Below are 25,941 nucleotides of genomic sequence, written 5' to 3'. Positions count from 1 at the left end.
AATCGTGCAAAACCAAGTCCACAGGTGCCGGCGAGGCGCCTGACGGCTACAATGCGCGCTTCGACCGTGACCAGCCTGACTAAAAACAAATGTCCTTGCCCAAACATCATCTGGAATTGCTCAGCCCCGCCCGCGACGTGACCATCGCCCGCGAGGCCATCCTGCATGGCGCCGACGCCGTGTACATCGGTGGCCCGAGTTTCGGCGCGCGTCACAACGCCTGCAACGAGGTGGGCGATATTGCCCGGCTGGTGGAGTTCGCCCACCGCTACCACGCCCGTGTGTTCACGACCATCAACACCATCCTGCACGACAACGAACTGGAGCCGGCCCGCCAGCTGATCCACCAGTTGTACGACGCTGGCGTCGACGCGTTGATCGTCCAGGACCTGGGGGTGATGGAGCTGGATATCCCGCCCATCGAGTTGCACGCCAGCACCCAGACCGACATCCGCACCCTGGCCCGGGCAAAGTTTCTCGACCAGGCCGGTTTCTCGCAACTGGTCCTGGCCCGTGAGCTGAACCTGCAGGAAATCCGTGCCATCGCCGACGAGACCGATGCGGCCATCGAGTTCTTCATCCACGGTGCGCTGTGCGTGGCGTTTTCCGGCCAGTGCAACATCTCCCACGCCCAGAACGGCCGCAGCGCCAACCGTGGCGACTGCTCCCAGGCCTGCCGCCTGCCCTACACCCTCAAGGATGACCAGGGTCGGGTGGTCGCCTATGAAAAACACCTGCTGTCGATGAAAGACAACAACCAGAGCGCCAACATCCGTGCCCTGGTCGAAGCCGGCGTGCGTTCGTTCAAGATCGAAGGGCGCTACAAGGACATGGGCTATGTGAAGAACATCACCGCCTATTACCGCCAGCGCCTGGACGATGTCCTCGAAGACCGCCCTGACCTGGCCCGCGCGTCCAGCGGCCGTACCGCACACTTCTTCGTCCCCGACCCGGACAAGACCTTCCACCGTGGCAGCACCGACTATTTCGTCAGCGAGCGCAAGATCGACATCGGCGCCTTTGATTCGCCAACCTTTACCGGCGTGCCGGTGGGCGTGGTGGAAAAAGTCGGCAAGCGCGACCTGCAAGTGGTGACCTTCGATCCGCTGTCCAACGGCGACGGTCTCAACGTACTGGTCAAGCGCGAAGTCGTCGGTTTCCGCGCCAACATCGCCGAGCCCAAGGGTGAATTCGAAGAGGACGGCCAGAAGCGCTACCGTTACCGCGTCGAACCCAACGAAATGCCGGCCGGCATGTACCAGTTGCGCCCCAACCACCCGTTGAGCCGCAACCTGGATCACAACTGGCAGCAAGCGTTGCTCAAGACCTCCTCCGAGCGCCGCGTCGGCCTGGCCTGGAATGCACGCCTGCGCGAAGAACGCCTGGAGCTGACCGCCACCAGTGAGGAAGGCATCAGCGCCAACGTTGCCCTGGACGGGCCGTTCGGCCTGGCCAACAAGCCGGAACAGGCCCTGGAGCAACTGCACGACCTGCTCGGCCAACTGGGCACCACCGAATACCACGCCACCGCCATCGAGCTGGATGCGCCCCAGGCGTTCTTCATCCCCAACTCGCAGCTCAAGGCCTTGCGCCGCGAAGCCATCGAAGCACTGACCGCTGCTCGTGTGGCGGCTCATCCACGGGGTGGCCGCAAGGCCGAGACCAGCCCGCCGCCGGTGTACCCGGAGTCGCACCTGTCGTTCCTGGCCAACGTCTACAACCAGAAAGCCCGGGACTTCTATCATCGCCACGGGGTCAAGCTGATCGATGCGGCGTTCGAGGCCCACGAGGAAACCGGCGAAGTGCCGGTGATGATCACCAAGCACTGCCTGCGCTTCTCGTTCAACCTCTGCCCCAAGCAGGCCAAGGGTGTCACCGGCGTGCGCACCAAGGTCGCGCCGATGCAACTGATACACGGCGATGAAGTGCTGACGCTGAAGTTCGACTGCAAACCCTGCGAGATGCATGTGGTCGGCAAGATCAAGGGGCACATCCTTGACCTGCCATTGCCCGGCAGCACGGCGCAGCCTGTGGTAGGTCATATCAGCCCTGAAGACCTGCTCAAGACGATTCCTCGCGCGCCACATTAAACAATACCCACCCGTTTTCCCCTGTGGGAGTGGGTGTTCACAAAACCTGTGTCCACCACAGTTCCCCTGTGGGAGCGAGCTTGCTCGCGATGGCGTCAACAGGATCAGCATGGATGCAAGCTGACCCACCGCTATCGCGAGCAAGCTCGCTCCCACATTGGGTTGCGGGTGTTCACAAAGCGTGTGCCCCGCTCCCACACTGAGTGTGGACTGGTTGGAATGGGTTTTTCATTTCTGCGCCGTTTTCGCTTTTCCGGGCGACAAATTCTGTTCAAGGGCTCCCCCGCCGCGGGTTCATGGTGTTAGGTTGTAAGTGATTGTTTCATCACACGACACTTCTCCCCTGCAAAGGAATGCCTGCCACCATGAACTTCCCGTTCAAGCGTCTTGCCGTCACCACCCTCGTACTGTCCAGCCTGTCGTCATTCGCGATGTCGGCCAACGCCAATATCACCGCACAACAAAGCGCGACCCTCGTCAAAACCTTTTCCGACACCTCCGTCACCGATTTCCGGCAGTTCCTCGCGGAAGTAGCCAAAAACGACCTCGCCAAAACCGCGAACCTCGGCCCGGCCATCAACGCCTTCCAGGACAACAAAACCCTGTCGGCTGAACAACAGAACGAAATCCATCGCCTACTGGGCCTCTACGCCCGAGTGAAATACGGCACAGCCGCCACCGAGACGCTGAAGGAACTGGTCGCCATCCCGACCTTTCGCAAGGACGGTGTAGCCCAGCACGAGAATCCGGAATTCCTCAAGATCGCCGACAAGATCAAAAGCCTGGCCGAGGCGTTCAAGCTGAACTTCCGCAACATCGACAACCGCGTCTATGAGATTTCCCTCGAAGGCAGCGGTGACGAAGTCGTCGGTATCCATGCCCATGCCGACGTGGTGCCGGTCACGCCGCAAAACTGGGTGTTGAAAGACGGCACCCGCCTCGATCCGTTCAAGGTCACCCTGGTGGGCGACCGCATGTATGGCCGGGGCACCGAGGACGACAAGAACGGCATCGTCGTGGCGCTCTACGCCATGAAGATCATCAAGGAAGAAAAACTGCCACTGGCGCGCAACTTCAAGCTGCTGGTCGACACCACCGAGGAAACCACCGGTGACGCCATTCCCTATTATTTCGAACGCAACCCGACGCCCAACTACAACCTGGCGCTGGATGGCGGCTACCCGGTGGTGATAGCCGAGAAAGGCTACGGCACCATCATGGCGAACTTCGCCCGGCGTACCGCACAGGGCAAGGGCGCGCAAATCACCACATTGACCGGCGGCCTGGCGACCAATCAGATTCCGTCGACCTCCGTGGCCACCTTTGCCAGCGACAAGCCTGCCGAACTGGCCGCCGACCTGCTCAAGGCCGCTACCGACTACGCCAAGCGCAACGGCGGCAATTTCGAAGTGGGCACCCAGGTCGTCGGCAAGGACGTGCAACTGACCTTCACCGGCGTATCCGCCCACTCCTCCGAGCCCGAGTCAGGCGTCAACCCGGTCGCGCGGATGCTGGACTTCATCAATGGCCTGGATGGCAAGGTCGCGCTCAAACACAACCACATCACCGACGCCGCCCGCTACGCCGCCGACAACTGGGGCCTGGACTATCTGGGCAGCAAACTGGGGATTGGCTTTTCCGATGCCTTCATGGGCCCGCTGACCGCGTCCCTGACGTTCGTCGGGATGGATGAGAAGACCTTCAAGCTTGCGGTCAACCTGCGGGTACCGGTTGGCAAGCCCACCGAAGCGATCAAGACTGACATTGCCGATAAATTGGCCGCCTGGAGCAAGAAATCCAAGGTCGCCGTGGCCTTCGATTACTCCATCGACGAGCCGATGTACCGCAACCCCGAGGGTGAATGGGTCAAGGCGCTGTTGGCCGTGGCCAGTGAAAACCTGGGCATGGAACACAAATACGGCACCTCCGCCGGCGCCACCTCGGTCCATGACTTGCCCAACGGCGTGCAATTCGGCCTGGCGATGCCCGACGTCAAGTACACCGGCCACAACGACAACGAGTTCAAGACGGTGGAGCAGTTCCTGTTGGACTTGCAGATCGTGACCGAGATGATGGGGCGGATCGGGCAGTTGCCGAAGTTGTGATTGTCCGAGCCACACCGTTCACTTGAAGCTTGCTTGCCCCTGAGGCTTGCTTGGTTCCTGTGGCGAGGGAGCTTGCTCCCGCTGGGTCGCGCAGCGGCCCCAAGATTTTGCGGGCGCTGCGCACCCGAGCGGGAGCAAGCTCCCTCGCCACAGGGTTGCTTCATTCCTTCATGTGAGTGGCGCTGGGATCGATGACCTTGGCGGTAATGTCGACCAGCTCCAGCCCCCAATCACCATGCAAGTACCAGTCATCTCCGATCATCTCGGCCGGGTGCATGGTTCGATCGGCACCATTCCCACAGGCCAACGCAGTGGTCGGACAGTAACGATCACAGCCCCAGCAAATGCGCTCGGGATGTTTGGGACTGATGGGAAAAGGCTTTGCCATGGCGACCCCGCATAACAGATGGGTGTGCCCGTACCCTACCCCGTCGGGACAGCGCCACCCTTGATCCCGATCAAGAACAACCGTGCGGGAGCGAACAGATGCCCCCGGGCAAAATTTCGCGCTGAAAATTGACAAGAATCATTATTATTCGCAGCGAAGCTTCCTAGACTCGGCGCCATCATTTAGCCAACCAGGAAGTCATCATGCGCCCCGTTGCTCCGTTGTCCCTCGCCCTGCTGTTGCTCGCACCGCTGGCCCAGGCCAAGGAATACCCCATCGGCGAACCGCAACTGTGCCCGGGGCTGGAAGTCGGTGCGGTGTACCTGCAACCGATCGAAATGGCCCCCGCCGGCATGATGCGCGCCACCGCAGATTCGGATGTGCACCTGGAAGCCGACATCCGCGCCACGGCGGACAACCAGCAAGGCTTTCAGGAAGGCAGTTTCGTACCCTATCTCAACGTGTCGTTCCAGCTGAAGAAACAAGGCAACGACACCGAGCTCAAGGGCGACTTCCACGCCATGGTCGCCAATGACGGGCCGCACTACGGCGACAACGTCAAGCTGCTCGGCCCTGGCAAATACCAATTGACCTTCACCGTCCTGCCACCGGGTGGCCACGCGTCCCTCGGTCGTCATACCGACAAGGAAACCGGCGTGGCGCCGTGGTTCGAACGCTGCGAGCTGCATTACGAATTCGTCTACGCCGGGATCGGTAAAAAAGGCGGGTACTGAACATGCGCCGCCGATCCTGGCCGTCATGCCTGGCCTGGCTGATGCTGGCCGGTCTGCTGCTGCCGTCAATCGCCCAGGCCGAACTGCCCACCTATGAGTTGAGTATGCGCGACGGGCATTTCACGCCGCCACAGCTGGAAGTGCCGGCCGGGCAACGCTTCAAGATCGTGCTGAAGAATGTCGGGCAGGGCCCGGCGGAATTCGAAAGCACACCATTGCGCGTCGAAAAAGTGCTCTCGCCCGGCGTCACGACCTTCGTGGTCATCCATCCGCTGCGCCCCGGGCACTATCCGTTTTTCGATGAATTCAACCCGCAACTGCCCGAGGGCGGGATTCTCGCCCAATGATCGGCCTGCAGGAGGCATTTGCATGACTCAATCGATGTTTATTGTCTGGCGCGAAAGCGTCGAGGCGTTGTTGGTGATCGGTATCCTCCAGGCCTGGGTCAGCCGGCAACAACAGGCCAGCCATCTGTTGCGGTACCTATGGAGCGGCGCACTGCTCGGCTTGCTGTTGTCGGGCGTATTGGCCGGTTTGATCCTGCTGGCCGGCGAAGCCATGAGCGGCAGCGCCAATGAATGGTTCCAGGCTTCGCTGGCGTTGATCGCGAGTCTGTTGATCGTGCAAATGGTCGGCTGGATGCATCGCAACGCGGGGACACTGAAGCAGGACCTTTCGCGCAAAGCCGACCAGCGCCTGAACCGCCAGGGTGGCCTGGGCCTGATGGTGCTGGCGTTACTGGCGGTCAGCCGCGAAGGCAGTGAAACCGTGGTCTTCCTGTACGGCGCCGGCGCCCGCTTGCAAGGGCCGTCACTGGGCCTGTTCGCCGTGGGTGCAATCGCTGGCCTGGTGCTGGCGCTGTTGAGCGTTTCCTTGCTCCACGGCAGTCGCCGGTTCATCTCCTGGCCGCGTTTCTTCGCCATCAGCGAAGCGATCCTGCTGCTGTTGGGTGCGGCGTTGTTGGTCAGCGGCATCGAGCGGATCGGCGGGCAATTGCTCGCGATGGATTGGCCCGAGCCGGTGTACCGTGGCATTGGCGATGCACTGTGGAACAGCAGCGCGATACTGGACGACGGCCATGGCCTGGGCGGATTCCTCGCCGATTTCGCCGGGTATCGCGCCAGCCCCAGCGCGCTGACGCTCTTGGTGTGGATAGGCTATTGGCTGACCGTCGCGAGATGGTTGCGGACACCCAAGGCGGAAAACCTGCCATGCCCCACCTGAACCCCTGGCTCCAGCGCCTGGGCGACGGCATGCGGCGCCACGGCGCAACCATTCGTGCCGTGCAATGGGCGGTGGTGCTGTTGTACGCGGTGCTGCTGGTGATACCCGCCCTGTTACCATTGCCCAGCAGTCAGGCGCACCTGTTCGACAACCTCACGCTGCTGGCGCAGTTCCTGTTCTGGGGCCTGTGGTGGCCGTTCGTATTGCTCTCGATCGTCTTGTTCGGTCGGCTCTGGTGTGGCGTGCTGTGCCCCGAAGGCGCCTTGAGTGAATGGGCCAGTCGCTACGGCAAAGGCCTGGGTGTGCCGAGAAGCGTGCGCTGGGCCGGCTGGCCGACCCTGGCGTTCTGCCTGACGACGATTTATGGTCAACTCATCAGCGTCTACGACTACGCCCAGGCGGCGCTGCTGATCCTGGGTGGCTCGACCGTCGCGGCAGTGATCGTTGGCCTGCTGTTCGCCCGTGGCAAGCGAGTGTGGTGCCGTTATCTGTGCCCGGTCAGTGGCGTCTTCGCCCTCCTCGCCCGCCTGGCACCGATGCACTTTCAAGTAGACGAACAACGCTGGCTGGAAAACCCTGCGCCGCGTCGCCCCGCACCCAACTGCGCGCCCTTGCTGGACATCCGCCGAATGCGCGGTGCCGCCGATTGCCACGCCTGCGGTCGCTGCAGCGGCCAGCGCGATGCGGTGCGCCTGATCGCCCGCTCCAGCAACCAGGAAATCCTTCAGTCAACGCCCGCCACGCTCTCGCCCTGGGATGTGCGCTTGCTGTTGTTCGGCGTCATCGGCCTGGCCATGGGGGCCTTTCAATGGACCGTCAGCCCCTGGTTCATCACCCTGAAGCAGGCACTGGCGCAATGGCTGGTGGCACACGATCTGTTCTGGCCGCTGCAAGACAACGCGCCCTGGTGGCTGCTGACGCACTATCCACAACTCAACGACAGCTTCAGCTGGCTCGATGGCTTTTGCATCGTCGCCTATTTGGGCATGAGCGCCCTGTTGCTGGGGACGTCGCTGATGCTGCTGATGCGCCTGGCGGCACGACTCGCGGGCGATTGCGCAGAGTATTTGCCCCTAGCCGTCACCCTGACACCCCTTGGCGGTGCGGGACTGTTCCTCGGCCTGTCGGCCACCACCGTCAAGTTGCTGCGCTATGAAGGGTTGTTGCTCGAGTGGGTGCAACCGGCTCGAGCCGGATTGTTGGTGGCGGCGATAGCCTGGAGCCTGTGGCTGGGTTGGAAACGCCTGGAACAGACGACTGCATCGCCCGTTCAGCGACTGCCCGCCATGGCCTGCCTGATAGTGGCCAGCGGTCTGGTGGGTTATGGGTGGTGGTTGCAGTTTTGGGGGTGGTAACACACTAAATCCGGTGGGAGCGAGCCTGCTCGCGATGACGTCGACACAGCCAACATCACTGCAGCTGTCCCACCGCTATCGCGAGCAAGCTCGCTCCCACAGGGGTTTGGCAGGCAGCCACTCAAACCTGCGATCCCTCAACTACGCAGCACGAACGAAGGAAACAGCTCGCGCATGGCGGCCCATAATTCGGGCTGCAAGGCCTGCGCCGAGACACTGGAAAGATGCGGGTCGAGCATCCGCGCGGTGCGCACCAGTTGCACGGCAAACCGGTTGACACCGCGCTCGCTCAGGCGTCGGGCCAGGGTCAGCAACCGCTCCGGGTCGAACAGATGCCAGTGCACCGTCGTGCGACATTCATAATCAACGCCGCTGTCCAGCAGGTGGTCGAGGCTGCGCCAGTTGGCGGCGCCGCTGCCTTCGACCCGGGTCACCTCCAGGGCATCTTCGGGCAAGGCCTTGATGTCGAACCCCACCCAGTCGGCAAGCCCGACCACTTTGGCGAAGGCCGCCGGCTTGATGCCGGCGCTGTGCAGGCCGATGCGAAAACCCATCTGCCGCACTTGCTCCATGGCCGGCGCCAGGCCGTCCTGCAAGGTCGGCTCACCGCCGCTGAACACCACGGCGTCGAGCAGGTCCTGACGGCGTTGCAGGAACGCCAACACCCGACACCAATCCACCTCCTCGCTGCCGCGTGGCGGGATCAGTTGCGGGTTATGGCAATAACGACAACGCCAGGCACACCCCTGGCAAAACAGCACACAGGCCAGTTGGCCCGGATAATCGAGGGTGGTCAGGGGCACCATGCCCCCGACCCGTAGCACTCGACTCATGGACGCCCGGCCGCGCGTTCGGTGAAGTGCACCCGCTCACGATGCTCGGATTGCTTACCGGGGTTGAAGGCCGCCACCGGGCGGTGATACCCCATCACCCGGGTCCAGACTTCACAACGTTGACGCTGTGCGGGTGGAAGGCTTTGTGATGCATTCATGGGTGAAGCTCCTTGCGGTCGATGGATCGGATCAGTGAACGCTGCCTGCCAACTGCTGTTGCAGCAGCAAGGCCTCGTCGCATTTGGGGCAGAACTCGTGTTCGCCGGCCAGGTAGCCGTGCACCGGGCAGATGGAAAAGGTCGGCGTGATGGTCAGGTACGGCAGGCGGAAACGTCCCAGGGCCTTGCGCACCAGTTGCTTGCAGGCCTGTGTCGAGGAAATCTGCTCGGCCATGTACAGGTGCAACACGGTGCCGCCGGTGTATTTGCATTGCAGTTCGTCTTGCAACTCCAGGGCTTCGAACGGATCGTCGGTGAAGCCCACCGGCAGTTGCGACGAGTTGGTGTAGTACGGCGCGACCGGGCTGCCAGCCTGCAGGATATCCGGGTAGCGCTTGAGGTCTTCCTTGGCGAAGCGGTACGTGGTGCCTTCGGCGGGCGTGGCTTCGAGGTTGTAGAGGTGGCCGGTTTCCTCCTGGAAACGCAGCAACGTGGCCCGCACGTGGTCCAGCAGTTTCAGGGCGAATGCCCGGCCCTGCTCGGTGTGCAGGCCTTGCTGGTCATCGGTGAAATTGCGCAGCATTTCATGCAGGCCGTTCACGCCGATGGTGGAGAAGTGGTTGCGCAACGTGCCGAGGTAGCGCTTGGTGTAGGGGTACAAACCGGCATCCATGTGATGCTGGATGACCTTGCGCTTGACCTCCAGGCTCTCTTTCGCCAGTTCCATCAGGGTATCGATGCGTTGCAGTAACCCGCTGGTGTTGCCTTTGTACAGGTAGCCCAGGCGCGCGCAGTTGATCGTCACCACGCCCAGGGACCCGGTCTGCTCCGCCGAACCGAACAGGCCGCCGCCGCGCTTGAGCAGCTCGCGCACGTCCAGTTGCAGGCGGCAGCACATCGACCGCACTTGGTTGGGTTGCATGTCCGAGTTGAGGAAGTTCTGGAAATACGGCAAGCCGTAGCGGGCGGTCATTTCGAACAGCCGGTCGGCGTTCTCGCTGTCCCACGGGAAGTCATGGGTGATGTTGTAGGTCGGGATCGGAAAGGTGAAGACCCGGCCTTTCGCATCGCCGGCCTGCATCACCTCGATGTAGGCGCGGTTGATCAGCTCCATTTCCGCTTGCAGGTCACCGTAGGCGAACGGCATTTCTTCACCGCCGATGACCGGGATCTGTTCGCGCAGGTCCTGGGGGCAGACCCAGTCGAACGTCAGGTTGGTGAACGGGGTTTGCGTGCCCCAGCGCGACGGCACGTTGAGGTTGTAGATGAACTCCTGCAACGACTGGCGAACCTGGTCGTAGCTGAGCCGGTCCTTGCGTACATAGGGCGCCAGGTAGGTGTCGAACGAGCTGAACGCCTGGGCGCCGGCCCATTCGTTTTGCAGGGTGCCGAGGAAATTCACCATCTGTCCCAGGGCGCTGCTCAGGTGCTTGGGCGGCCCAGCCTCGACCCGCCCTGGCACGCCGTTGAGGCCTTCATGCAAGAGGGTGCGCAAGGACCAGCCGGCACAGTAGCCGGCGAGCATGTCCAGGTCGTGGATATGCAGGTCCGCCTCGCGGTGCGCCTCGCCGATGGCTTGGCTGTAGACTTCGTCGAGCCAGTAATTGGCGGTGACCTTGCCCGATACGTTGAGGATCAGCCCGCCGAGGGAATAGCCCTGGTTGGCGTTGGCCTGCACACGCCAGTCTTCGCGGTCCAGGTATTCGTTCATCGAAGTGGCGACTTCCACCAGCGTACGGCGATCCCGACGCAGGCGTCCGTGTTGTTCGCGGTAGACGATGTAGGCGCGCATGGACAGGAAATACCCGGCGTCCATCAGAACGCGCTCGACGCGGTCCTGGATCTGCTCGACGTTCAACCGCGACTGCCCTTCCAGCCGCGCCAATACCGCCTCAAGCAACCCTTCGGCCTCGGCTTCGGCGTACTCACCAGTGGCCTTGCCGGCGGCGATCAGCGCCTGGCGGATCTTGTCCGCATCAAAGGCGACCACACTGCCATCGCGCTTGTGCAAGCGGTTACACCCTACTGAGATCAACGTGCTCTGCATTTTGGCTCCAGACACTACATATAGGCTTTTTAATTTGTAAAAACACAATATGCAGTGGAGAGTACGGCCAAATGATCGAGTTGCAATTGATCGATATCAAGAATCGGGGGCAACGACCAACCTGTTCGGAAGGGAGCAATGCGCCTCACACAAGGGGATTGGAGTATGGCTGGGAGAACCAGGTCGCTGGCAGGCCGCCTTCGCGAGCAGGCTCGCTCCCACAGTTGGATCGGGGTATGAGCGTGAGAATCAGGTCGGCTATAAGGCCGCCTCGCGGTGGACGTTGATCTCCGACGCCCCGTTAACCACGATGGCCGAACGCAGGCATTGTGGAGTGGGCATCCCGGCATGGATGCCGGGATAGCCGCGCTGGGCCATGGATGGCCCTTCGCGGCGGCCCACGGAGCAATGCCGGAGTGAGGGCACACCGAGCCTAGGCGAGGTGCCGAGTGGTGGGGCATGAGCGCTTTGGTTACTTTCGCGCTTTTCGAAAGTGACCCGCCGTCAGGGCGGAACGCTAAGTGGCCGTTACCGCAGAAACGGATATGTCCCCAACACCCCAGCACCCAGAACAGGACTGCTACGCAGCCCAGCGGGAGCAAGCTCCCTCGCCACGGGGTCCGCGCAAGCCCTTAACCCCCACTCATATTCATGAACCGCACAATCTGCACCTCCCCACCCGGGTTGAAGTCATGCCGCAATGGCTTGCCGCACAACGCCTGCTGCACCGCCTGGATCACCGGTTGATCGTCCAGCGGATAACGTCGCAGCAAGCCACGCAGGTCAAGGGAGTCTTCTTGCCCCAGGCACAACAACAAGCGCCCTTCGACAGTCATGCGCACGCGGTTGCAACTGGCGCAGAAGTTATGGGTGTTGGGGGAAATGAAACCGATCCGGGTATCTGGATGACGCTCCAGGCGCACATAGCGCGCCGGCCCGCCGCTGCTCTCGGCGCTGTCGAGCAGGCGATAATGGCGAGCGATCTCCGCCCGGACCTCATCGCTGGAACAGAACGACTCACCCCGGGAACGCCCCACCTCCCCCAACGGCATCTCCTCGATAAAACTGATGTCGATGCGTTGATCGATGGCGTACTGCACCAGCGCCGGGACCTCATCGAAGTTGCGTCCTTTCATCACCACGCAATTCAACTTGACCCGCTCGAACCCAGCGACCTTCGCCGCTTCAATCCCTGCCAGCACTTGATCGAGGTTGCCGTTACGGGTGATCGCCCGAAAACGCTCACCGTCGAGGCTGTCGAGGCTGATGTTCATGCGCTTGACCCCAGCCTCGACCAGCGGCTGGGCCAGACGCCCCAACTGCGAGCCGTTGCTGGTCATCACCAGCTCCCGCAGGCCGGGCAGCGCCGCGATCTCGCGACATAGCCCGACGATGCCCGGACGGATCAGCGGCTCGCCACCGGTCAGGCGAATTTTCTTCACCCCCAGGCCGACGAACAGCCGCGCCAGACGCTGCAACTCTTCCAGGGTCAACACCTGCTGACGCGGCAGGAAGGTCATGTTTTTCGCCATGCAATACACACAACGAAAATCACAACGATCGGTCACCGACATCCGCAAATAATCGATCTGGCGCCCAAATCCGTCCTGCAACACCGCGTTCATGAAGATCTCCCGATTGAACCTGTGCTCACTGCACCAGCGGCGAGTCGGCGCCCTGAAGGTGAATACCGCGAATATCCGCCGCACCGATCAGGGTTTGCAGGTACTGCACCAGCGCCTTTTGCCAAACGCCCTGCTGCAACTGCGTACGAATCGCTGTCGCCACGGCCTCATACGGCAACGGCTGGCCATCGATGCGCTGGTCGATGCTGATCACATGCCAGCCGTAGCGACTTTCCAGCGGCTTGCCCGCCAGGCCCGCCGGCAGGGTGAACAATTGGCGCTCCAGTTCAGGCACGGTCTGGCCCTTGCTGATCTGTCCCAGCGAGCCGCCCTGAGCCTTGGATGGACACGCCGAATACTTCAGCGCCAACTCGGCGAAGCTGCCCGGGAACTGGTCCAGCCGCTCCAGTAGCAGCTCGGCCTGGACATGGGCCAGGCTGCGGGCCTCGGCATCGTCCGGCGCGCATTCGAGCAGGATGTGCCGCACCGCCAGCAACGGCGCGCTGTGAAAGCGCACCCGGTTGCTTTCGTAGTAACGCAGGCAGGTGGCCTCGTCACACTGCGGCACCTGCACCTCGCGTTCGAGCAACAGCCGCGTGGCTGCCTCTTCTTCGTTTTCACCGGCACCGACCTGCAACGCCAGGCCCAGCTCGGCGATACGTTGCTGGAGCAATTGGCGAATCACCAGGGCCCGAGCGGCCTGGTACACCGCGTCCTCGCGACTGTCGGCCGGGTGATACTGCAGCTCCTGGGCCATCGCCTGCGGGGTGATCGACACCCCGTTGACGCTGATGATCGGCCACTCCTGCTCACTGCTGGCAATCAACTCTGGCGCTTGATCTTCCACCACCGGCCCGGCCTGGGCCGGCTCGAACTGCACCGCCCCTACGGGTTCCACATCGACCACCGGCGGCACTTTTGCCGAGGAGCCGCAACCACCGCCACCGCTACCACCGCCACATCCGCATCCACTCGCCATGATCTTCTCCTCAGAACTTCTGCCGAACGATTTGATAACGACGTCCCAGGTACCAGACCGGCGCACTGACGATGTGCACGAGACGAGTGAACGGGAATAGCACGAACAGGGTCAGGCCCAGCACCACGTGGAGCTTGTAGACCAGGCCCACCGGCGCTATCGCGGTAGCGGCTTCCACCGGCCGCAACAGCACAGTGTTCTGGGCCCAGTCGGCCAGCATCACCATCACCGAGCCGTCCATATGGGCGGTGGATGCGACGATGGTCATCAGCCCCAGCAGCAGTTGCACCAGCAACACCACCAGCACGAGGATGTCCGAGACATTGGAGGTGGCGCGCACCCGTGGGTCGGTCAGGCGGCGGTTGAGCAGCATCACCAGGCCGATCAGGCCCAGCACGCCGAAGAACCCACCGGAAACCATCGCCAGCAACTGCTTGTTCTCAGTGCTCAGCACATGGTGATAGATCGCCGCCGGCGTCAGCAGGCCGACGAAGTGCCCGGCCAACACGAACAGCACGCCAACGTGAAACAGGTTGCTCGCCACACGCATGCCGCGCTTGTTCAGCATCTGGCTGGAACCGGCCTTCCAGGTGTACTGGGACAGGTCGAACCGTGCCCAGCTGCCGAGCAGGCAAATCGCCAAAGCGACATAGGGGTAGACCCCGAACAACAACAGATCCCATTTAGACATTGCCCACCTCCCCGGCTGGCGCTGCGGCCCGCCCTTCATGCTGAAAATCCACCCAGTGCAACGGCACCGCACTTTCGTCCCGCGCCTTGCCTGGCGCGCTGGGCAGTGAACTGCAACGGTCCTGCTGTTCGGCCTTCATGAAATCCACCTGCTCTTCTTCCCAGATCTTGTCCAGGGCTTCGAGGGAGTCGTCCCGAGGCTCGGCCTTCACTTGCTCACGCAATTCGGCCACCGCCACCTGGGGTTCGGCCCCGGCGATTTGCAACAACGCCCGGAAGCAACTGGCGTAGACGCTTTCACGCTCGTCCAGGCGCGCCGCGAGCAAGGCCAGCAGATGCGCCACATCCGCCAGGCCCTCGCGAGCCTCGATGTCCTCGCGGGTGGAGAGAAACTCCAGGTACAGCGGGATGTAGTCAGGCAACTCTTTGACGCCGATGGCGAAACCGGCCTCTTCGTATTGCGCCATCATGTCCACCATGGCCTGGCCCCGGTCGCGGGACTCGCCATGGACATGTTCGAACAACAGCAGCGACAGCGAACGGCCCCGGCCGAACAGCGCGCCGTAGTGTTCCTGGCCGTCCATCAAGTCCTTGCCGCAGATCACTTCCAGCAATTCGAACAGCCCGGCGCGCTGCTGGGGACTGATTTCCCGTGCTTGCGCAATGGCCTGCTCCAGCTCGTCGCGACCGGCCACCAGGGTCTCGGTCGGATAATCGAGCAGCAACGAAATCACCTTGAGAATGCGCATGTTCATTCCTCCCACAACTGCACGGTTTTGATCACGTCGCGACGATTGGCCTTCTTGCCGCCGAACATGTTGGTGTCAGAGCTGCCGCTGCAGCCGCTGCCGAAGCTGAAACCACAACCGGAGCGTTCGGCGAACGCATCGCTCATGGCGTCTTCACGGTGGGCGCTCGGTACCACGAAACGGTCTTCGTAGTTGGCGATAGCCAGGTAGCGGTACATCTCTTCCACCTGGTTCACGCTCAAGCCGACGTCGGCCAGCACTTGCAGGTCCTGCACGCCGTCGACCTGCTCGGAACGCTTGTAGGCCCGCATCGCCAGCAGACGCTTGAGGGCGCGCTTGACCGGTTTTTCGTCGCCGGCAGTGAGCATGTTCGCCAGGTAACGCAGCGGAATGCGCAGGCTGTCGACATCCGGGATCACCCCGTTCATGCCCACGGTACCGGCGGCGGCCGCGTTCTGGATCGGCGACAGTGGCGGCACATACCAGACCATTGGCAAGGTGCGGTATTCCGGGTGCAGCGGCAGCGCGAGTTTCCAATCCACGGCCATTTTGTAGACCGGCGAGCGTTGCGCCGAGTCGATCACCGACTGTGGCACGCCATCGGCCAAGGCCTGGCGAATCACTGCCGGGTCGTTGGGGTCGAGGAAAATCTCCAGTTGCTTCTCGTACAGGTCCTTCTCATCGGCGGTGCTCGCCACTTCGCTGATACGGTCGGCGTCATACAGCAGCACGCCGAGGTAACGGATGCGGCCGACGCAGGTTTCAGCGCAGACCGTCGGCATGCCGGCTTCGATGCGCGGATAGCAGAAGATGCACTTTTCCGACTTGCCGCTTTTCCAGTTGAAATAGATCTTCTTGTACGGGCAGCCGCTGATGCACATGCGCCAGCCGCGGCACTTCTCCTGGTCGATCAGGACGATGCCGTCCTCTTCGCGCTTGTAGATCGCCCCGCTCGGGCACGATGCCGCGCACGCCGGGTTCAGGCAGTGCTCGCACAGGCGCGGCAGGTACATCATGAAAGTGTTTTCGTACTCGCCGTAGATGTCCGCCTGGATCTTGTCGAAGTTCTTGTCCTTGCGCCGCTTGGCGAACTCGGTACCGAGGATTTCCTCCCAGTTCGGGCCCCATTCGATTTTCTGCATGCGCTTGCCAGACACCAGCGAACGCGGGCGCGCGGTGGGTTGATGCTCGCCCAGTGGCGCGGTGTGCAGGTGCTGGTAATCGAAGTCGAACGGTTCGTAGTAATCGTCCAGGCTGGGCAGGTCCGGGTTGGCGAAGATGTTCGCCAACACGCGGAACTTGCCGCCGATGCGCGGGTTGATCGAACCGTCGGCGTTACGGACCCAGCCGCCCTTCCACTTGTCCTGGTTTTCCCACTCCTTGGGATAGCCGATGCCCGGCTTGGATTCGACGTTGTTGAACCAGGCGTACTCCATGCCTTCGCGGCTGGTCCAGACGTTCTTGCAGGTGATCGAGCAGGTGTGGCAGCCGATGCATTTGTCCAGGTTCAGGACCATGCCGATTTGTGAGCGAATCTTCATCTCAGTTCTCCTCGATATCAGTCGGCAGTGGACGCGGCAGATCATCGCCACTGGAACCGTCGAGCCAATCGACCTTGGACATCTTGCGCACCACGACGAACTCGTCGCGGTTGCATCCGACCGTGCCGTAATAGTTGAAGCCGTAGGCCTGCTGGGCGTAGCCACCGATCATGTGGGTGGGCTTGAGCACCACGCGGGTCACCGAGTTGTGGTGGCCGCCACGGGTCTTGGTGGTTTCGGAACCGGGTACGTTCACGATTCGTTCCTGGGCGTGGTACATCATCACCATGCCTTCCTTGACCCGCTGGCTGACCACCGCACGAGCGGTCAATGCGCCGTTGACGTTGAAGCATTCGATCCAGTCGTTGTCCTCGATACCGGCGCGCTTGGCGTCGATTTCCGAGAGCCAGACAATCGGCCCGCCACGGCTCAAGGTGAGCATCAGCAGGTTGTCGCTGTAGGTGCTGTGGATGCCCCACTTCTGGTGCGGAGTGATCCAGTTCAGGACGATCTCGGTCTCGCCATTGCTGCGCTTGCCCTTCACGCCGGCGATGGTGCGGGTGTTGACCGGTGGCCGGTAGCTCATCAGCTGTTCGCCGAACGCCTGCATCCACGGGTGATCCTGGTAGAACTGCTGGCGACCGGTGATGGTGCGCCATGGGATCGACTCATGGACGTTGGTGTAGCCGGCGTTGTAGCTCACGTGATCGTCTTCCAGGCCGGACCAGGTCGGGCTGGAGATGATCTTGCGCGGCTGGGCCTGAATGTCGCGGAAACGAATGGCCTCGTGCTCCTTGGAGACGGCCAGGTGGCTGTGGTCGATACCGGTGAATTCCGACAGCGCCGCCCAGGCTTTCACCGCGACATGGCCGTTGGTTTCCGGGGCCAGGGACAGGATCACTTCGGCGGCGTCGATGGCGCTGTCGATTTTTGGCCGCCCTTGGCTGATGCCGGCCTCGACTTCCTTGTGGTTCAGTTCGCCGAGGAATTTCACTTCAGTCTCGGTGTTCCAGTTGATGCCCTTGCCGCCGTTGCCGAGCTTCTCGAGCATTGGACCCAGGGAGGTGAACTGCTTGTAGATGTTCGGGTAGTCGCGCTCCACCACCTGCAGGTTCGGTGCGTTCTTGCCCGGCACCGGCGCCACACCGGCACTTTTCCAGTCGGTGCCGCCAAAGGGTTGGGCCAGTTCGCCGACGCTGTCGTGCATCAACGGTACGGTGACCAGGTCTTTTTCCACGCCCAGGTGGCCGACCGACATGGCGGAAAACGCCTTGGCGATACCTTTGTAGATTTCCCAGTCCGAACGCGACTCCCAGGCCGGATCGATGGCGGCCGACAGTGGGTGGATGAACGGGTGCATGTCCGAGGTGTTCATGTCGTCTTTTTCGTACCAGGTGGCGGTCGGCAAGACGATGTCGGAATACACGCAGGTCGAGGACATGCGGAAGTCCAGGGTGGTCACCAGGTCGAGCTTGCCGATGGCGCCTTCGTCGACCCACTCGGCTTCGGTGGGTTTGCACTCGGTGCTATGGCCGATGTCTTCGTTCATCACGCCGTTCTTGGTGCCCAGCAAGTACTTGAGCATGTACTCGTGGCCCTTGCCCGAGGAGCCCAGCAAGTTGGAACGCCAGATGAACATGTTGCGCGGAAAGTTCACCGGGCTGTCCGGCTGTTCGCAGGCAAAGCGCAGGGAACCGTCCTGCAGCGACTTGACCACGTAGTCCTTGGGCTCCAGGCCCGCGGCGGCGGCATCGCGGCAGATGTGCAGCGGGTTGGTGTTGAGTTGCGGCGCGCTCGGCAACCAGCCAGCCCGTTCGGCGCGGATGTTGTAGTCCAGGGCGTGCTCGGGGAACTGCGATTTGTCGGCCAGGGGCGAGAGCACGTCGTGCATGCTCATCTTCTCGTGGCGCCATTGCGAACTGTGGCCATAGAAAAAGCTGGTGCCGTTCATCTGCCGTGGCGGACGGTTCCAGTCCAGGCCGAAGGCCAGGGGCAGCCAGCCGCATTGCGGACGGAGTTTTTCCTGGCCCACATAGTGGGCCCAGCCACCGCCGGTCTGGCCGACGCAACCGCAGAGCATGAGCATGTTGATCAGCCCGCGGTAGTTCATGTCCATGTGGTACCAGTGGTTCATCGCCGCACCGACGATGATCATCGAGCGTCCACGGGTCTTGTCGGCGTTATCGGCGAACTCGCGGGCGATCTGGATCGCCTTCTCGCGGCTCACACCGGTGATCTGCTCCTGCCAGGCCGGGGTGCCGGGCACCGAGGCGTCGTCGTAGTCCTTGGCGACGTTGGCGCCACCCAGGCCACGGTCGATGGCCAGGTTGGCGGCCGACAGGTCGAACACGGTGGCGACTTTCGCCACGCTGCCGTCGGCCAGCACCACGCTGTGCACCGGCACCCGCCGGAACTGCACCGCGTCACCGGCCACATGCTGGAAGTACTCCTGGGCTTCGCCGGCGAAGTACGGGAACGCCACCTCGGCGACGTCGCCGCCGATCAGGCTCAGCTTGAGGTCGATCTCACGCCCCTCGCCGCCTTCACGGGGGAGGATGTTCCACTTGCCCTTCTCGCCCCAGCGATAGCCGATGGAGCCTTGGGGCGAGACCAGTTCGCCGCTGGCATCCAGGGCGATGGTTTTCCATTCCGGGTTGTTCTCCTGGCCGAGGTTGTCGGTCAAGTCACTGGCCCGCAGGAAACGGTCCGGCTGGTAACCCGCGCCCGGCGCCGCGCCAAGCATCGGCTTGAGCATCACCAGCACCGGCAGGTCGGTGTAGCGCTTGGCGTACTCGGTGAAATAGGCGCTGGGCTTGTCCAGGTGGAATTCTTTGAAGATCACATGGTTGAAGGCCTGGGCCAGGGCGGCGTCGGTGCCCTGCTTGGGGTTGAGCCACAGGTCGGTGAGCTTGGCGACTTCCGAGTAGTCCGGGGTGATCGCCACGGTCTTGGTGCCCTTGTAGCGCACCTCGGTGAAGAAGTGGGCGTCGGGGGTACGGGTCTGCGGGACGTTGGAGCCCCAGGCAATGATGTAGTTGGAGTTGTACCAGTCGGCCGATTCCGGCACGTCGGTCTGCTCGCCCCACACCATTGGCGAAGCAGGCGGCAGGTCGCAATACCAGTCGTAGAAGCTCAGGCACACGCCACCGATCAGCGACAGGTAACGCGAGCCGGCGGCATAACTGACCATCGACATGGCCGGGATCGGCGAGAAGCCCACCACCCGGTCCGGGCCGTGCGTCTTGACGGTGTAGACGTTGGCGGCGGCGATGATCTCGTTGACTTCTTCCCAGTTGGAACGGATGAAGCCACCCATGCCGCGCTTGCTCTTGTACGAGTCGGCCTTGGCTTTGTCCTCGACGATGCTGGCCCAGGCTTCCACTGGCGGCAAGGTCTGCCGGGCTTCGCGCCACAGCTTGAGCAACGGCTTGCGGATCTTCGGGTACTTGAGCCGGTTGGCGCTGTAGATGTACCAGCTGTAGCTCGCGCCACGCGGGCAGCCCCGTGGTTCGTGGTTGGGCAGGTCATTGCGGGTGCGCGGGTAGTCGGTCTGCTGGGTTTCCCAGGTGATCAGGCCGTTCTTGACGTAGATTTTCCATGAGCACGAACCGGTGCAGTTCACCCCATGGGTGGAGCGCACGATCTTGTCGTACTGCCAGCGGGAACGGTAGACGTTTTCCCAGTCGCGGGACTCCTTGCGGGTCTCGCCATGGCCGTCTGAAAACTCGCCTTGCTTGCGGTTGAAGAACCGCAGTTGATCCAGTAAATGACTCACAGTGTCTTCCTCTCAGGCTTGCTCCGCGGGGTCTGCGCCCCGCCCACGCAATAGTTGAATTCGTCTTAGCAGGGTGTCGCCGCGCCTTTGCGGGCGTACCACCACCAGGTCACCACGATGCAGCTCAGGTAGAAGCCGACGAACATGTAGAAGGCCATCTCCGGGCCGCCGGTCAGGGCCATCGAAGAGCCGAATGATTTAGGAATGAAGAACGCACCGAAGGCGCCCATGGCCGAGCTGAAGCCCAGCACCGCGGCTGATTCCTTGCCGGCGTTCTTGAGCGCTTGCTCGCGCACCTCGGGCTTTTTCCCCAGGGCGGCTTTTTCATGCAGGGTGCGGAAGATCACCGGGATCATGCGGAATGTGGAACCGTTGCCCACGCCGGTGGTGATGAACAGCAACATGAACATGCCCAGGAAGCCGTAGAAGCTGCCGCCCTGGCCGCCTTGTGGCAGGAAGTGCAAGACGCCGAACACCATCACGATCATCAGCACGAAGTTCCACAGAGTGACCTTCGCACCGCCGAGTTTGTCCGCCAGCCAACCGCCCAGCGGCCGCACCAGCGCGCCCACCAGCGGGCCAAGGAAGGCGAATTTCAGGGCGATGACGTCCGGGAACGAGGTCTTGATCAGCAGCGGGAACGCCGCGGAGAAACCGATGAACGAACCGAAGGTCGCCAGGTACAACCAGCACATCAGCCAGTTGTGCTTGCGCTTGAAGATCACCGCCTGCTCGCTGAACGACGCGCGGGCGCTGGACAAATCGTTCATACCGAACCAGGCAATCAAGGTGACGGCGAGGATGAACGGCACCCAGATGAAACCGGCGTTCTGCAACCACAGCGAGCTGCCATCGGCCAGCACCTGAGGCTGGCCGCCCATGAAACCGAACACACCGAAGGAGATCACCAGCGGCACGCTGAACTGCATCACCGACACCCCCAGATTACCCAGCCCGGCGTTCAGGCCCAGGGCGGTGCCCTGTTGGGACTTGGGGTAGAAGAAGCTGATGTTGGACATGCTCGAGGCGAAGTTGCCGCCACCAAAACCGCAGAGCAGCGCGATCAGCACGAACACGCTGTAGGGCGTGGCCGGGTTCTGCACCGCGAAGCCCATCCACAGCGCCGGCAGCAGCAGCGACGCGGTGCTCAGGGCCGTCCAGCGACGGCCACCGAAGATCGGCACCATGAACGAATAGAAGATGCGCAAGGTCGCGCCCGACAACCCCGGCAACGCCGCCAGCCAGAACAACTGGTCAGTGGTGAAGCTGAAGCCGATGGCGTTGAGGCGCACGATCACCGTGCTCCAGACCATCCAGACCGCGAAGGCCAAGAGCAGCGCAGGAATCGAGATCCACAGGTTGCGCCGGGCGGTCAGCTTGCCGCTACTGCCCCAGAAAGCAGGGTCTTCCGGACGCCAGTCATGAATGACCGGGCCTTTTTCAGGCGTTTGCAGAACGGACATGTTCTTCTCCTTGGGCAATGCTGGAAAACGGGGATTGGCTGGCCGGCGACTGTTTACCCAGCAGCGGGCGCTTGCGCATTTCGCTGAAGTACATCCAGGTCAGGGAGACCCAGACCACGCCGTACATCAACATGAAGCAGGACGAGCGCACGCCGGTGAGGTCCACCAGGGCGCCGAACATGATCGGCAGCACGAACCCGCCCAGGCCGCCGGCCAGGCCGACGATGCCGGACACCGCGCCCATGTTTTTCGGGTAATCATTGGCGATGTACTTGAAGACCGAGGCCTTGCCGAACGCGAAGGCGATGCCCATCACGAACAGCAGCACGGTGAACAGCGTGGCGTTGAGGCCGATATGGAAGTCGACGATGCCGTTGACGGTTTGCACTTGCAGTTGGGTCTGGGGGTAGGACAGCAGGAACAGACAGATCCAGCTCACCCACAACACCCACCAGGTCACGCTCTGGGCGCCCCAGCGGTCGGACATCCAGCCACCGACGGCGCGCAGCACGCCGCCAGGCAGGGAGAAACACGCCGCCAACAGCGCGGCGCTTTGCAGGCTGAAGCCGTATTCCTGCACGTAGTATTTGGTCATCCACAAGGCCAGGGCCACGTAGCCGCCGAACACGATCGAGTAGTACTGGCAGTAGCGCCACACGGCCGGCTCTTTCAGGGTTTTCAACTGCTCGCGCAAGGTGGCGCCGCCGGTGCCGCTGTGTTCCTTTTTCTCGGTGGTGAGAAACCAGAACAACAGCGCGGTGATGAACAGGATGGCGCTGAACACCTTGGGCACCAGGTGCCAGGAGCCGAACGCGATCAGGGCCGGGGCGAGGAACTTGGTCACCGCCGCACCAGCGTTGCCGGCACCGAAGACGCCCATGGCGAAGCCCTGGTTCTGCTTGTCGAACCACTTGGCGACGTAGGCGATGCCCACCGAGAACGAACCGCCGGCCAGGCCGACGAACAGGCCCAGCACCAGGAATTGCCAGAAGGCCGTGGCGAGGGTGATCAGGTACAGCGGCAACACACAGGCCAGCATCAGCAGGAAGAACACGATCCGTCCGCCAAAGCGGTCGGTCAGAAGCCCCAGGGGCAAGCGCACCAGCGAACCGGTCAGCACCGGCGTGGCGGCCAGCAGGCCGAATTGGGTTTCGTTGAGGGCCAGCAGTTCCTTGATCGGAACGCCGAGCACGGCAAACATCATCCAGACCATGAAGCACACGGTGAAGGCCAGGGTACTCATCCCTAGTACCAGCCCTTGTTGCACTTGCGCTCGCATCACGATGCACTCCGTCAGTTCGATTGAGCGCAGCCTAGTGACAGGAACCCCGCGAAAACTTGACCTGGGTCAACGTGCCTCGGGGCGGTACAGGCCTATGCTTGGCCCGTCTACCTCCAAGGAGGTAGACCTGGATATCGATTAAACCCTTTATTTATCAATATCTTGATCCAGTTGGCCGAGGCTTTTATGGAAACGGAACGGCCAGCAACTCTTTAGAGGTAGTGCGCCCAGGATCGGCTGCTACACCCAGGTCCAGGGCGCCACCTATGTTCGGTTCACCGTTTTGCCTTCCCGGCCCACGTCGATGATGGGTTGGCTGCGCAGTTCCCTGCCCGCTCGCGCCGGGCTGGCGGTGATCCTGATCGCCATCCTGGCCCTGGCCAGTTCCTTGAGCGCCGGGTTGATCGCCTGGTTCAGCCAGGGCGACGCCGCCGCCATCAACACCGCCGGTTCCGTGCGCATGGAGACCTACCACCTGAGCTGGAAACTGGCGGCAGGGGCCAACGACGACATCCCGGTGATCATCGACAGCCTGCAAAATCGCCTCGACAGCCCGGCCCTGCGCGCCGTGCTGGAAGATGGGCCGGAAACCTCCCTGCACAAGAGCTATCGCGACCTCATCCAGCGCTGGAACCAGACCTTGCGCCCGGCCATCGAGCGCGGCGATTCGGCGTTTTTCCAAAGCAGCGCCCCGTCTTTCGTCGAGCAACTGGACCAGTTCGTCACCCTGCTGCAACGCCAGAGCGAACACAAACAAGGCTGGCAACAGACGATCCAGGGCATGGCGCTGTTCAGCACCATGATCATCCTGCTGATCGGCCTGTATGAATTGCAGTACGGCGTGGTCACGCCCTTGCAGGAACTGGTGGACGCGACCCAGCGCTTTCGCCGTGGCGAATTCCAGGTGCGGGTCAACCATCAGTCCGAGGATGAACTGGGGCAGTTGGCGACCAGTTTCAACACCATGGCCGAGACCATCGAGCAATCCCACCGCACCCTGGAAAACCAGGTCCAGCAAAAGACCTTGAACCTGCAACAGGCCAACGCCGCCCTCGAACTGCTGTACCAGAGCAGTCGCAGCCTGGCGACGCGACAGGCCAATGCCGAAGGCCTGGATGAGCTGATCCGCCGATTCCAGCAGCGCTTGCCGGGGTTGCGCCTGACGCTGTGCCTGCAAGGGCAATTGCAGGCCCCGGCCAGGCACCTGCTGGCCCTGCATGGCGCCGCCAGCCGCCAGGTCTGCGCCAGCAGCGATTGCGCCAGTTGCCACCGGCATAACGCCGCCCGCCCGCAAGCCTTCAGCATCAGCAACCAGGGCACCGAACTGGGTGAGCTCAAGGCGCATTTCGTCGATGGCCACGCGGCGCAACCCTGGGAAACCGCATTGATCCAGGCCCTGGCCAACCTGATCGGCACGTCGCTGTCCCTCAAGCGCCAGCGCGAACAGGACCATCGCCTGCTGCTGCTCGACGAACGCACAATCATTGCCCGCGAGCTGCACGACTCCCTGGCCCAGGCCTTGTCATACATGAAGCTGCAAGTCAGCCGCATGCAGACCCTGATGCGCCGGGGCGAACCGGTGCAAACCCTGGAGACCGTCACCGGCGAGCTGCGCGAGGGGCTGAACAATGCCTATCGGCAACTGCGTGAACTGCTCACCACCTTCCGCCTGCAAATCCACGACGACGGCCTGGTCGAGGAACTCAAGGACACCGCCGAAGAGTTCTCCAACCGCGGGGACTTCCAGGTGCACCTGTTCGTCGACACCCTGGCCTTCGAGCTGTCGGCCAGCGAGCAGATCCACATCCTGCAGATCACCCGCGAAGCCCTGTCCAACTGCCTGCGCCACGCCCATGCCGAGAACGCCTGGCTCGAACTGCGCCAGGAAGGCGAGACCGTACGCCTGTCGATCGAAGACGATGGCCGGGGCTTCAGTGGCGAGGTCGACCAGCGCGAACACCATGGCCTGAACATCATGAACGAGCGGGCCCGCAGCCTGCACGGCCAACTGCAGATTCACTCCCGTACACCCCAGGGCACCCGTATCCAGGTGCATTTCCAACCGGAATTCCTGGGCCAACCCACCGAAGGCATCGCAACATGAACGCCCCCCTGCGTCACACCCTGCTACTGGTCGACGATCACCCGATGATGCGTCGCGGGATCCGCCAGATGCTCGAGCTCGAAGACGACTTGCAGATCGTTGGCGAAGCCAGCCACGGCGAAGAAGCCCTGAGCCTGATCGAACCGCTCAAGCCCGACCTGGTGTTGCTGGACAACAACATGCCGCAGATGAACGGCATCGAGACCCTGCGCCGGCTGCGCGCCATGCACTACACCGGCAAGGTGCTGTTGTTCACCGTGTCCGATGCCGAGGACGACATCCGCGATGCCCTGCGCCTGGACGCCAACGGTTACCTGCTCAAGGATATGGAGCCGGAGCTGCTGATCCAGTACATCCGCGACGCCCTCAACGGTGCCCTGGTGATCAGCCCCGGGCTGACCCGCGTCATGGCCCAGGCCCTGCGCTCGCCACCGCGCCAGGCCGATGTGGAACTGACCGAACGCGAACGCCAGGTGCTCAAGACCATCGCCGGCGGCTACAGCAACAAGGTCATCGGCCACAAGCTGGGCATCACCGAAGGCACGGTCAAGGTCCATGTGAAGAACCTGCTGCACAAGCTCGGCCTGCGCTCGCGGGTGGAGGCGGCGGTGTGGGCGATGGAACATTTGCGCGGGGCCGGTTAGATCAACTCAACACATTTCCCCCTGTGGGAGCGAGCTTGCTCGCGATAGCGGTGGGTCAGCCTACGGCGATGTCGTCTGTGCCGTCTTCATCGCGAGCAAGCTCGCTCCCACAGGGGTTTGTGCCTTGATCGAGAGGCCCTCCCTCTTCCGAGGTA

At 62.5% G+C, this 25,941-nt stretch carries 20 protein-coding genes; 8 read left to right on the top strand and 12 right to left on the bottom strand.

Features of this window, described 5'->3' with window-relative positions:
* Positions 1-89 precede the first annotated feature (89 nt).
* Together J4E63_RS12080 and J4E63_RS12075 are read left to right on the top strand one after the other, a co-directional pair.
* Positions 90-2,090, top strand: coding sequence for a U32 family peptidase (locus J4E63_RS12080; protein ID WP_207282098.1), 2,001 nt, complete (start codon positions 90-92; stop codon positions 2,088-2,090).
* A 365-nt stretch (positions 2,091-2,455) separates the two neighbouring features.
* The gene (locus J4E63_RS12075) at positions 2,456-4,195 is read left to right on the top strand and encodes a dipeptidase (protein WP_207282097.1); all 1,740 of its coding nucleotides are present in this window, start codon (positions 2,456-2,458) and stop codon (positions 4,193-4,195) included.
* 160 nt (positions 4,196-4,355) lie between these two features.
* On the opposite strand, the gene J4E63_RS12070 is transcribed toward J4E63_RS12075, so the two are convergent.
* Positions 4,356-4,583, bottom strand: a complete 228-nt coding sequence (locus tag J4E63_RS12070) for a DUF3079 domain-containing protein (RefSeq protein WP_060742110.1) — start codon at positions 4,581-4,583, stop codon at positions 4,356-4,358.
* A 203-nt stretch (positions 4,584-4,786) separates the two neighbouring features.
* Between J4E63_RS12070 and J4E63_RS12065 the strand changes: the two genes are divergently transcribed.
* Genes J4E63_RS12065 through J4E63_RS12050 form a run of 4 tightly spaced genes read left to right on the top strand, consistent with a single transcriptional unit; the run spans position 4,787 to position 7,896 of the window.
* A complete protein-coding gene (locus J4E63_RS12065; protein ID WP_192263973.1) occupies positions 4,787-5,317 on the top strand; it encodes an iron transporter in 531 nt (176 codons plus the stop codon).
* Between the two features lie 2 nt (positions 5,318-5,319).
* Positions 5,320-5,664, top strand: a complete 345-nt coding sequence (locus J4E63_RS12060; protein ID WP_192263976.1) for a cupredoxin domain-containing protein — start codon at positions 5,320-5,322, stop codon at positions 5,662-5,664.
* A 22-nt stretch (positions 5,665-5,686) separates the two neighbouring features.
* Positions 5,687-6,541 (top strand): FTR1 family protein, encoded by an 855-nt coding sequence (locus tag J4E63_RS12055; RefSeq protein ID WP_207282096.1) that lies wholly within the window; start codon positions 5,687-5,689, stop codon positions 6,539-6,541.
* The gene (locus J4E63_RS12050) at positions 6,529-7,896 is read left to right on the top strand and encodes a 4Fe-4S binding protein (RefSeq protein ID WP_207282095.1); all 1,368 of its coding nucleotides are present in this window, start codon (positions 6,529-6,531) and stop codon (positions 7,894-7,896) included. The genes J4E63_RS12055 and J4E63_RS12050 overlap by 13 nt, the downstream gene beginning before the upstream one ends.
* 137 nt (positions 7,897-8,033) lie before the next feature.
* On the opposite strand, the gene J4E63_RS12045 is transcribed toward J4E63_RS12050, so the two are convergent.
* From J4E63_RS12045 to J4E63_RS11995, 11 genes are all read right to left on the bottom strand, one after another.
* A complete protein-coding gene (locus tag J4E63_RS12045; protein ID WP_259333728.1) occupies positions 8,034-8,729 on the bottom strand; it encodes an anaerobic ribonucleoside-triphosphate reductase activating protein in 696 nt (231 codons plus the stop codon).
* Entirely contained in the window at positions 8,726-8,887 is a 162-nt protein-coding gene (nrdD, locus tag J4E63_RS12040) for an anaerobic ribonucleoside-triphosphate reductase (RefSeq protein ID WP_092174522.1), read from the bottom strand. Before nrdD ends, J4E63_RS12045 begins: the two co-directional genes overlap by 4 nt.
* A gap of 31 nt (positions 8,888-8,918) precedes the next feature.
* The gene (locus J4E63_RS12035) at positions 8,919-10,934 is read right to left on the bottom strand and encodes a ribonucleoside triphosphate reductase (RefSeq protein ID WP_060742104.1); all 2,016 of its coding nucleotides are present in this window, start codon (positions 10,932-10,934) and stop codon (positions 8,919-8,921) included.
* Positions 10,935-11,566: 632 nt separating this feature from the next.
* Positions 11,567-12,559: a GTP 3',8-cyclase MoaA gene (gene moaA / locus J4E63_RS12030; protein WP_207282094.1), complete on the bottom strand. Its 993-nt coding sequence runs from the start codon at positions 12,557-12,559 to the stop codon at positions 11,567-11,569.
* Between the two features lie 25 nt (positions 12,560-12,584).
* Complete coding sequence (locus J4E63_RS12025) at positions 12,585-13,538, bottom strand: peptidylprolyl isomerase (protein WP_207282093.1); 954 nt, start codon at positions 13,536-13,538, stop codon at positions 12,585-12,587.
* A 10-nt stretch (positions 13,539-13,548) separates the two neighbouring features.
* Positions 13,549-14,229 (bottom strand): respiratory nitrate reductase subunit gamma, encoded by a 681-nt coding sequence (gene narI / locus J4E63_RS12020; protein ID WP_207282092.1) that lies wholly within the window; start codon positions 14,227-14,229, stop codon positions 13,549-13,551.
* Positions 14,222-14,977 carry a nitrate reductase molybdenum cofactor assembly chaperone gene (gene narJ, locus J4E63_RS12015; protein WP_158456000.1) on the bottom strand — a complete coding sequence of 252 codons (756 nt, stop codon included), beginning with the start codon at positions 14,975-14,977 and terminating at the stop codon, positions 14,222-14,224. Before narJ ends, narI begins: the two co-directional genes overlap by 8 nt.
* A gap of 2 nt (positions 14,978-14,979) precedes the next feature.
* Complete coding sequence (gene narH, locus J4E63_RS12010; RefSeq protein WP_060742099.1) at positions 14,980-16,518, bottom strand: nitrate reductase subunit beta; 1,539 nt, start codon at positions 16,516-16,518, stop codon at positions 14,980-14,982.
* Between the two features lies 1 nt (position 16,519).
* Entirely contained in the window at positions 16,520-20,293 is a 3,774-nt protein-coding gene (locus J4E63_RS12005) for a nitrate reductase subunit alpha (protein WP_207282091.1), read from the bottom strand.
* A gap of 65 nt (positions 20,294-20,358) precedes the next feature.
* Complete coding sequence (locus tag J4E63_RS12000) at positions 20,359-21,756, bottom strand: NarK family nitrate/nitrite MFS transporter (RefSeq protein WP_207282090.1); 1,398 nt, start codon at positions 21,754-21,756, stop codon at positions 20,359-20,361.
* Complete coding sequence (locus tag J4E63_RS11995) at positions 21,734-23,035, bottom strand: nitrate/nitrite transporter (RefSeq protein ID WP_219734580.1); 1,302 nt, start codon at positions 23,033-23,035, stop codon at positions 21,734-21,736. The genes J4E63_RS12000 and J4E63_RS11995 overlap by 23 nt, the downstream gene beginning before the upstream one ends.
* Positions 23,036-23,342: 307 nt before the next feature.
* On the opposite strand from J4E63_RS11995, the gene J4E63_RS11990 reads away from it, so the two are divergent.
* Both J4E63_RS11990 and narL read left to right on the top strand, forming a co-directional pair.
* Positions 23,343-25,142, top strand: coding sequence for a HAMP domain-containing protein (locus J4E63_RS11990; protein WP_207282089.1), 1,800 nt, complete (start codon positions 23,343-23,345; stop codon positions 25,140-25,142).
* Positions 25,139-25,786: a two-component system response regulator NarL gene (narL, locus tag J4E63_RS11985; RefSeq protein WP_057451904.1), complete on the top strand. Its 648-nt coding sequence runs from the start codon at positions 25,139-25,141 to the stop codon at positions 25,784-25,786. The genes J4E63_RS11990 and narL overlap by 4 nt, the downstream gene beginning before the upstream one ends.
* Positions 25,787-25,941: the final 155 nt, after the last annotated feature.

Source organism: Pseudomonas sp. FW300-N2F2, assembly GCF_017351655.1.
In the GTDB taxonomy this organism is placed as follows: Bacteria; Pseudomonadota; Gammaproteobacteria; order Pseudomonadales; family Pseudomonadaceae; genus Aquipseudomonas; species Aquipseudomonas fluorescens_AA.
This window is presented reverse-complemented; position numbering and strand designations above follow the sequence as displayed.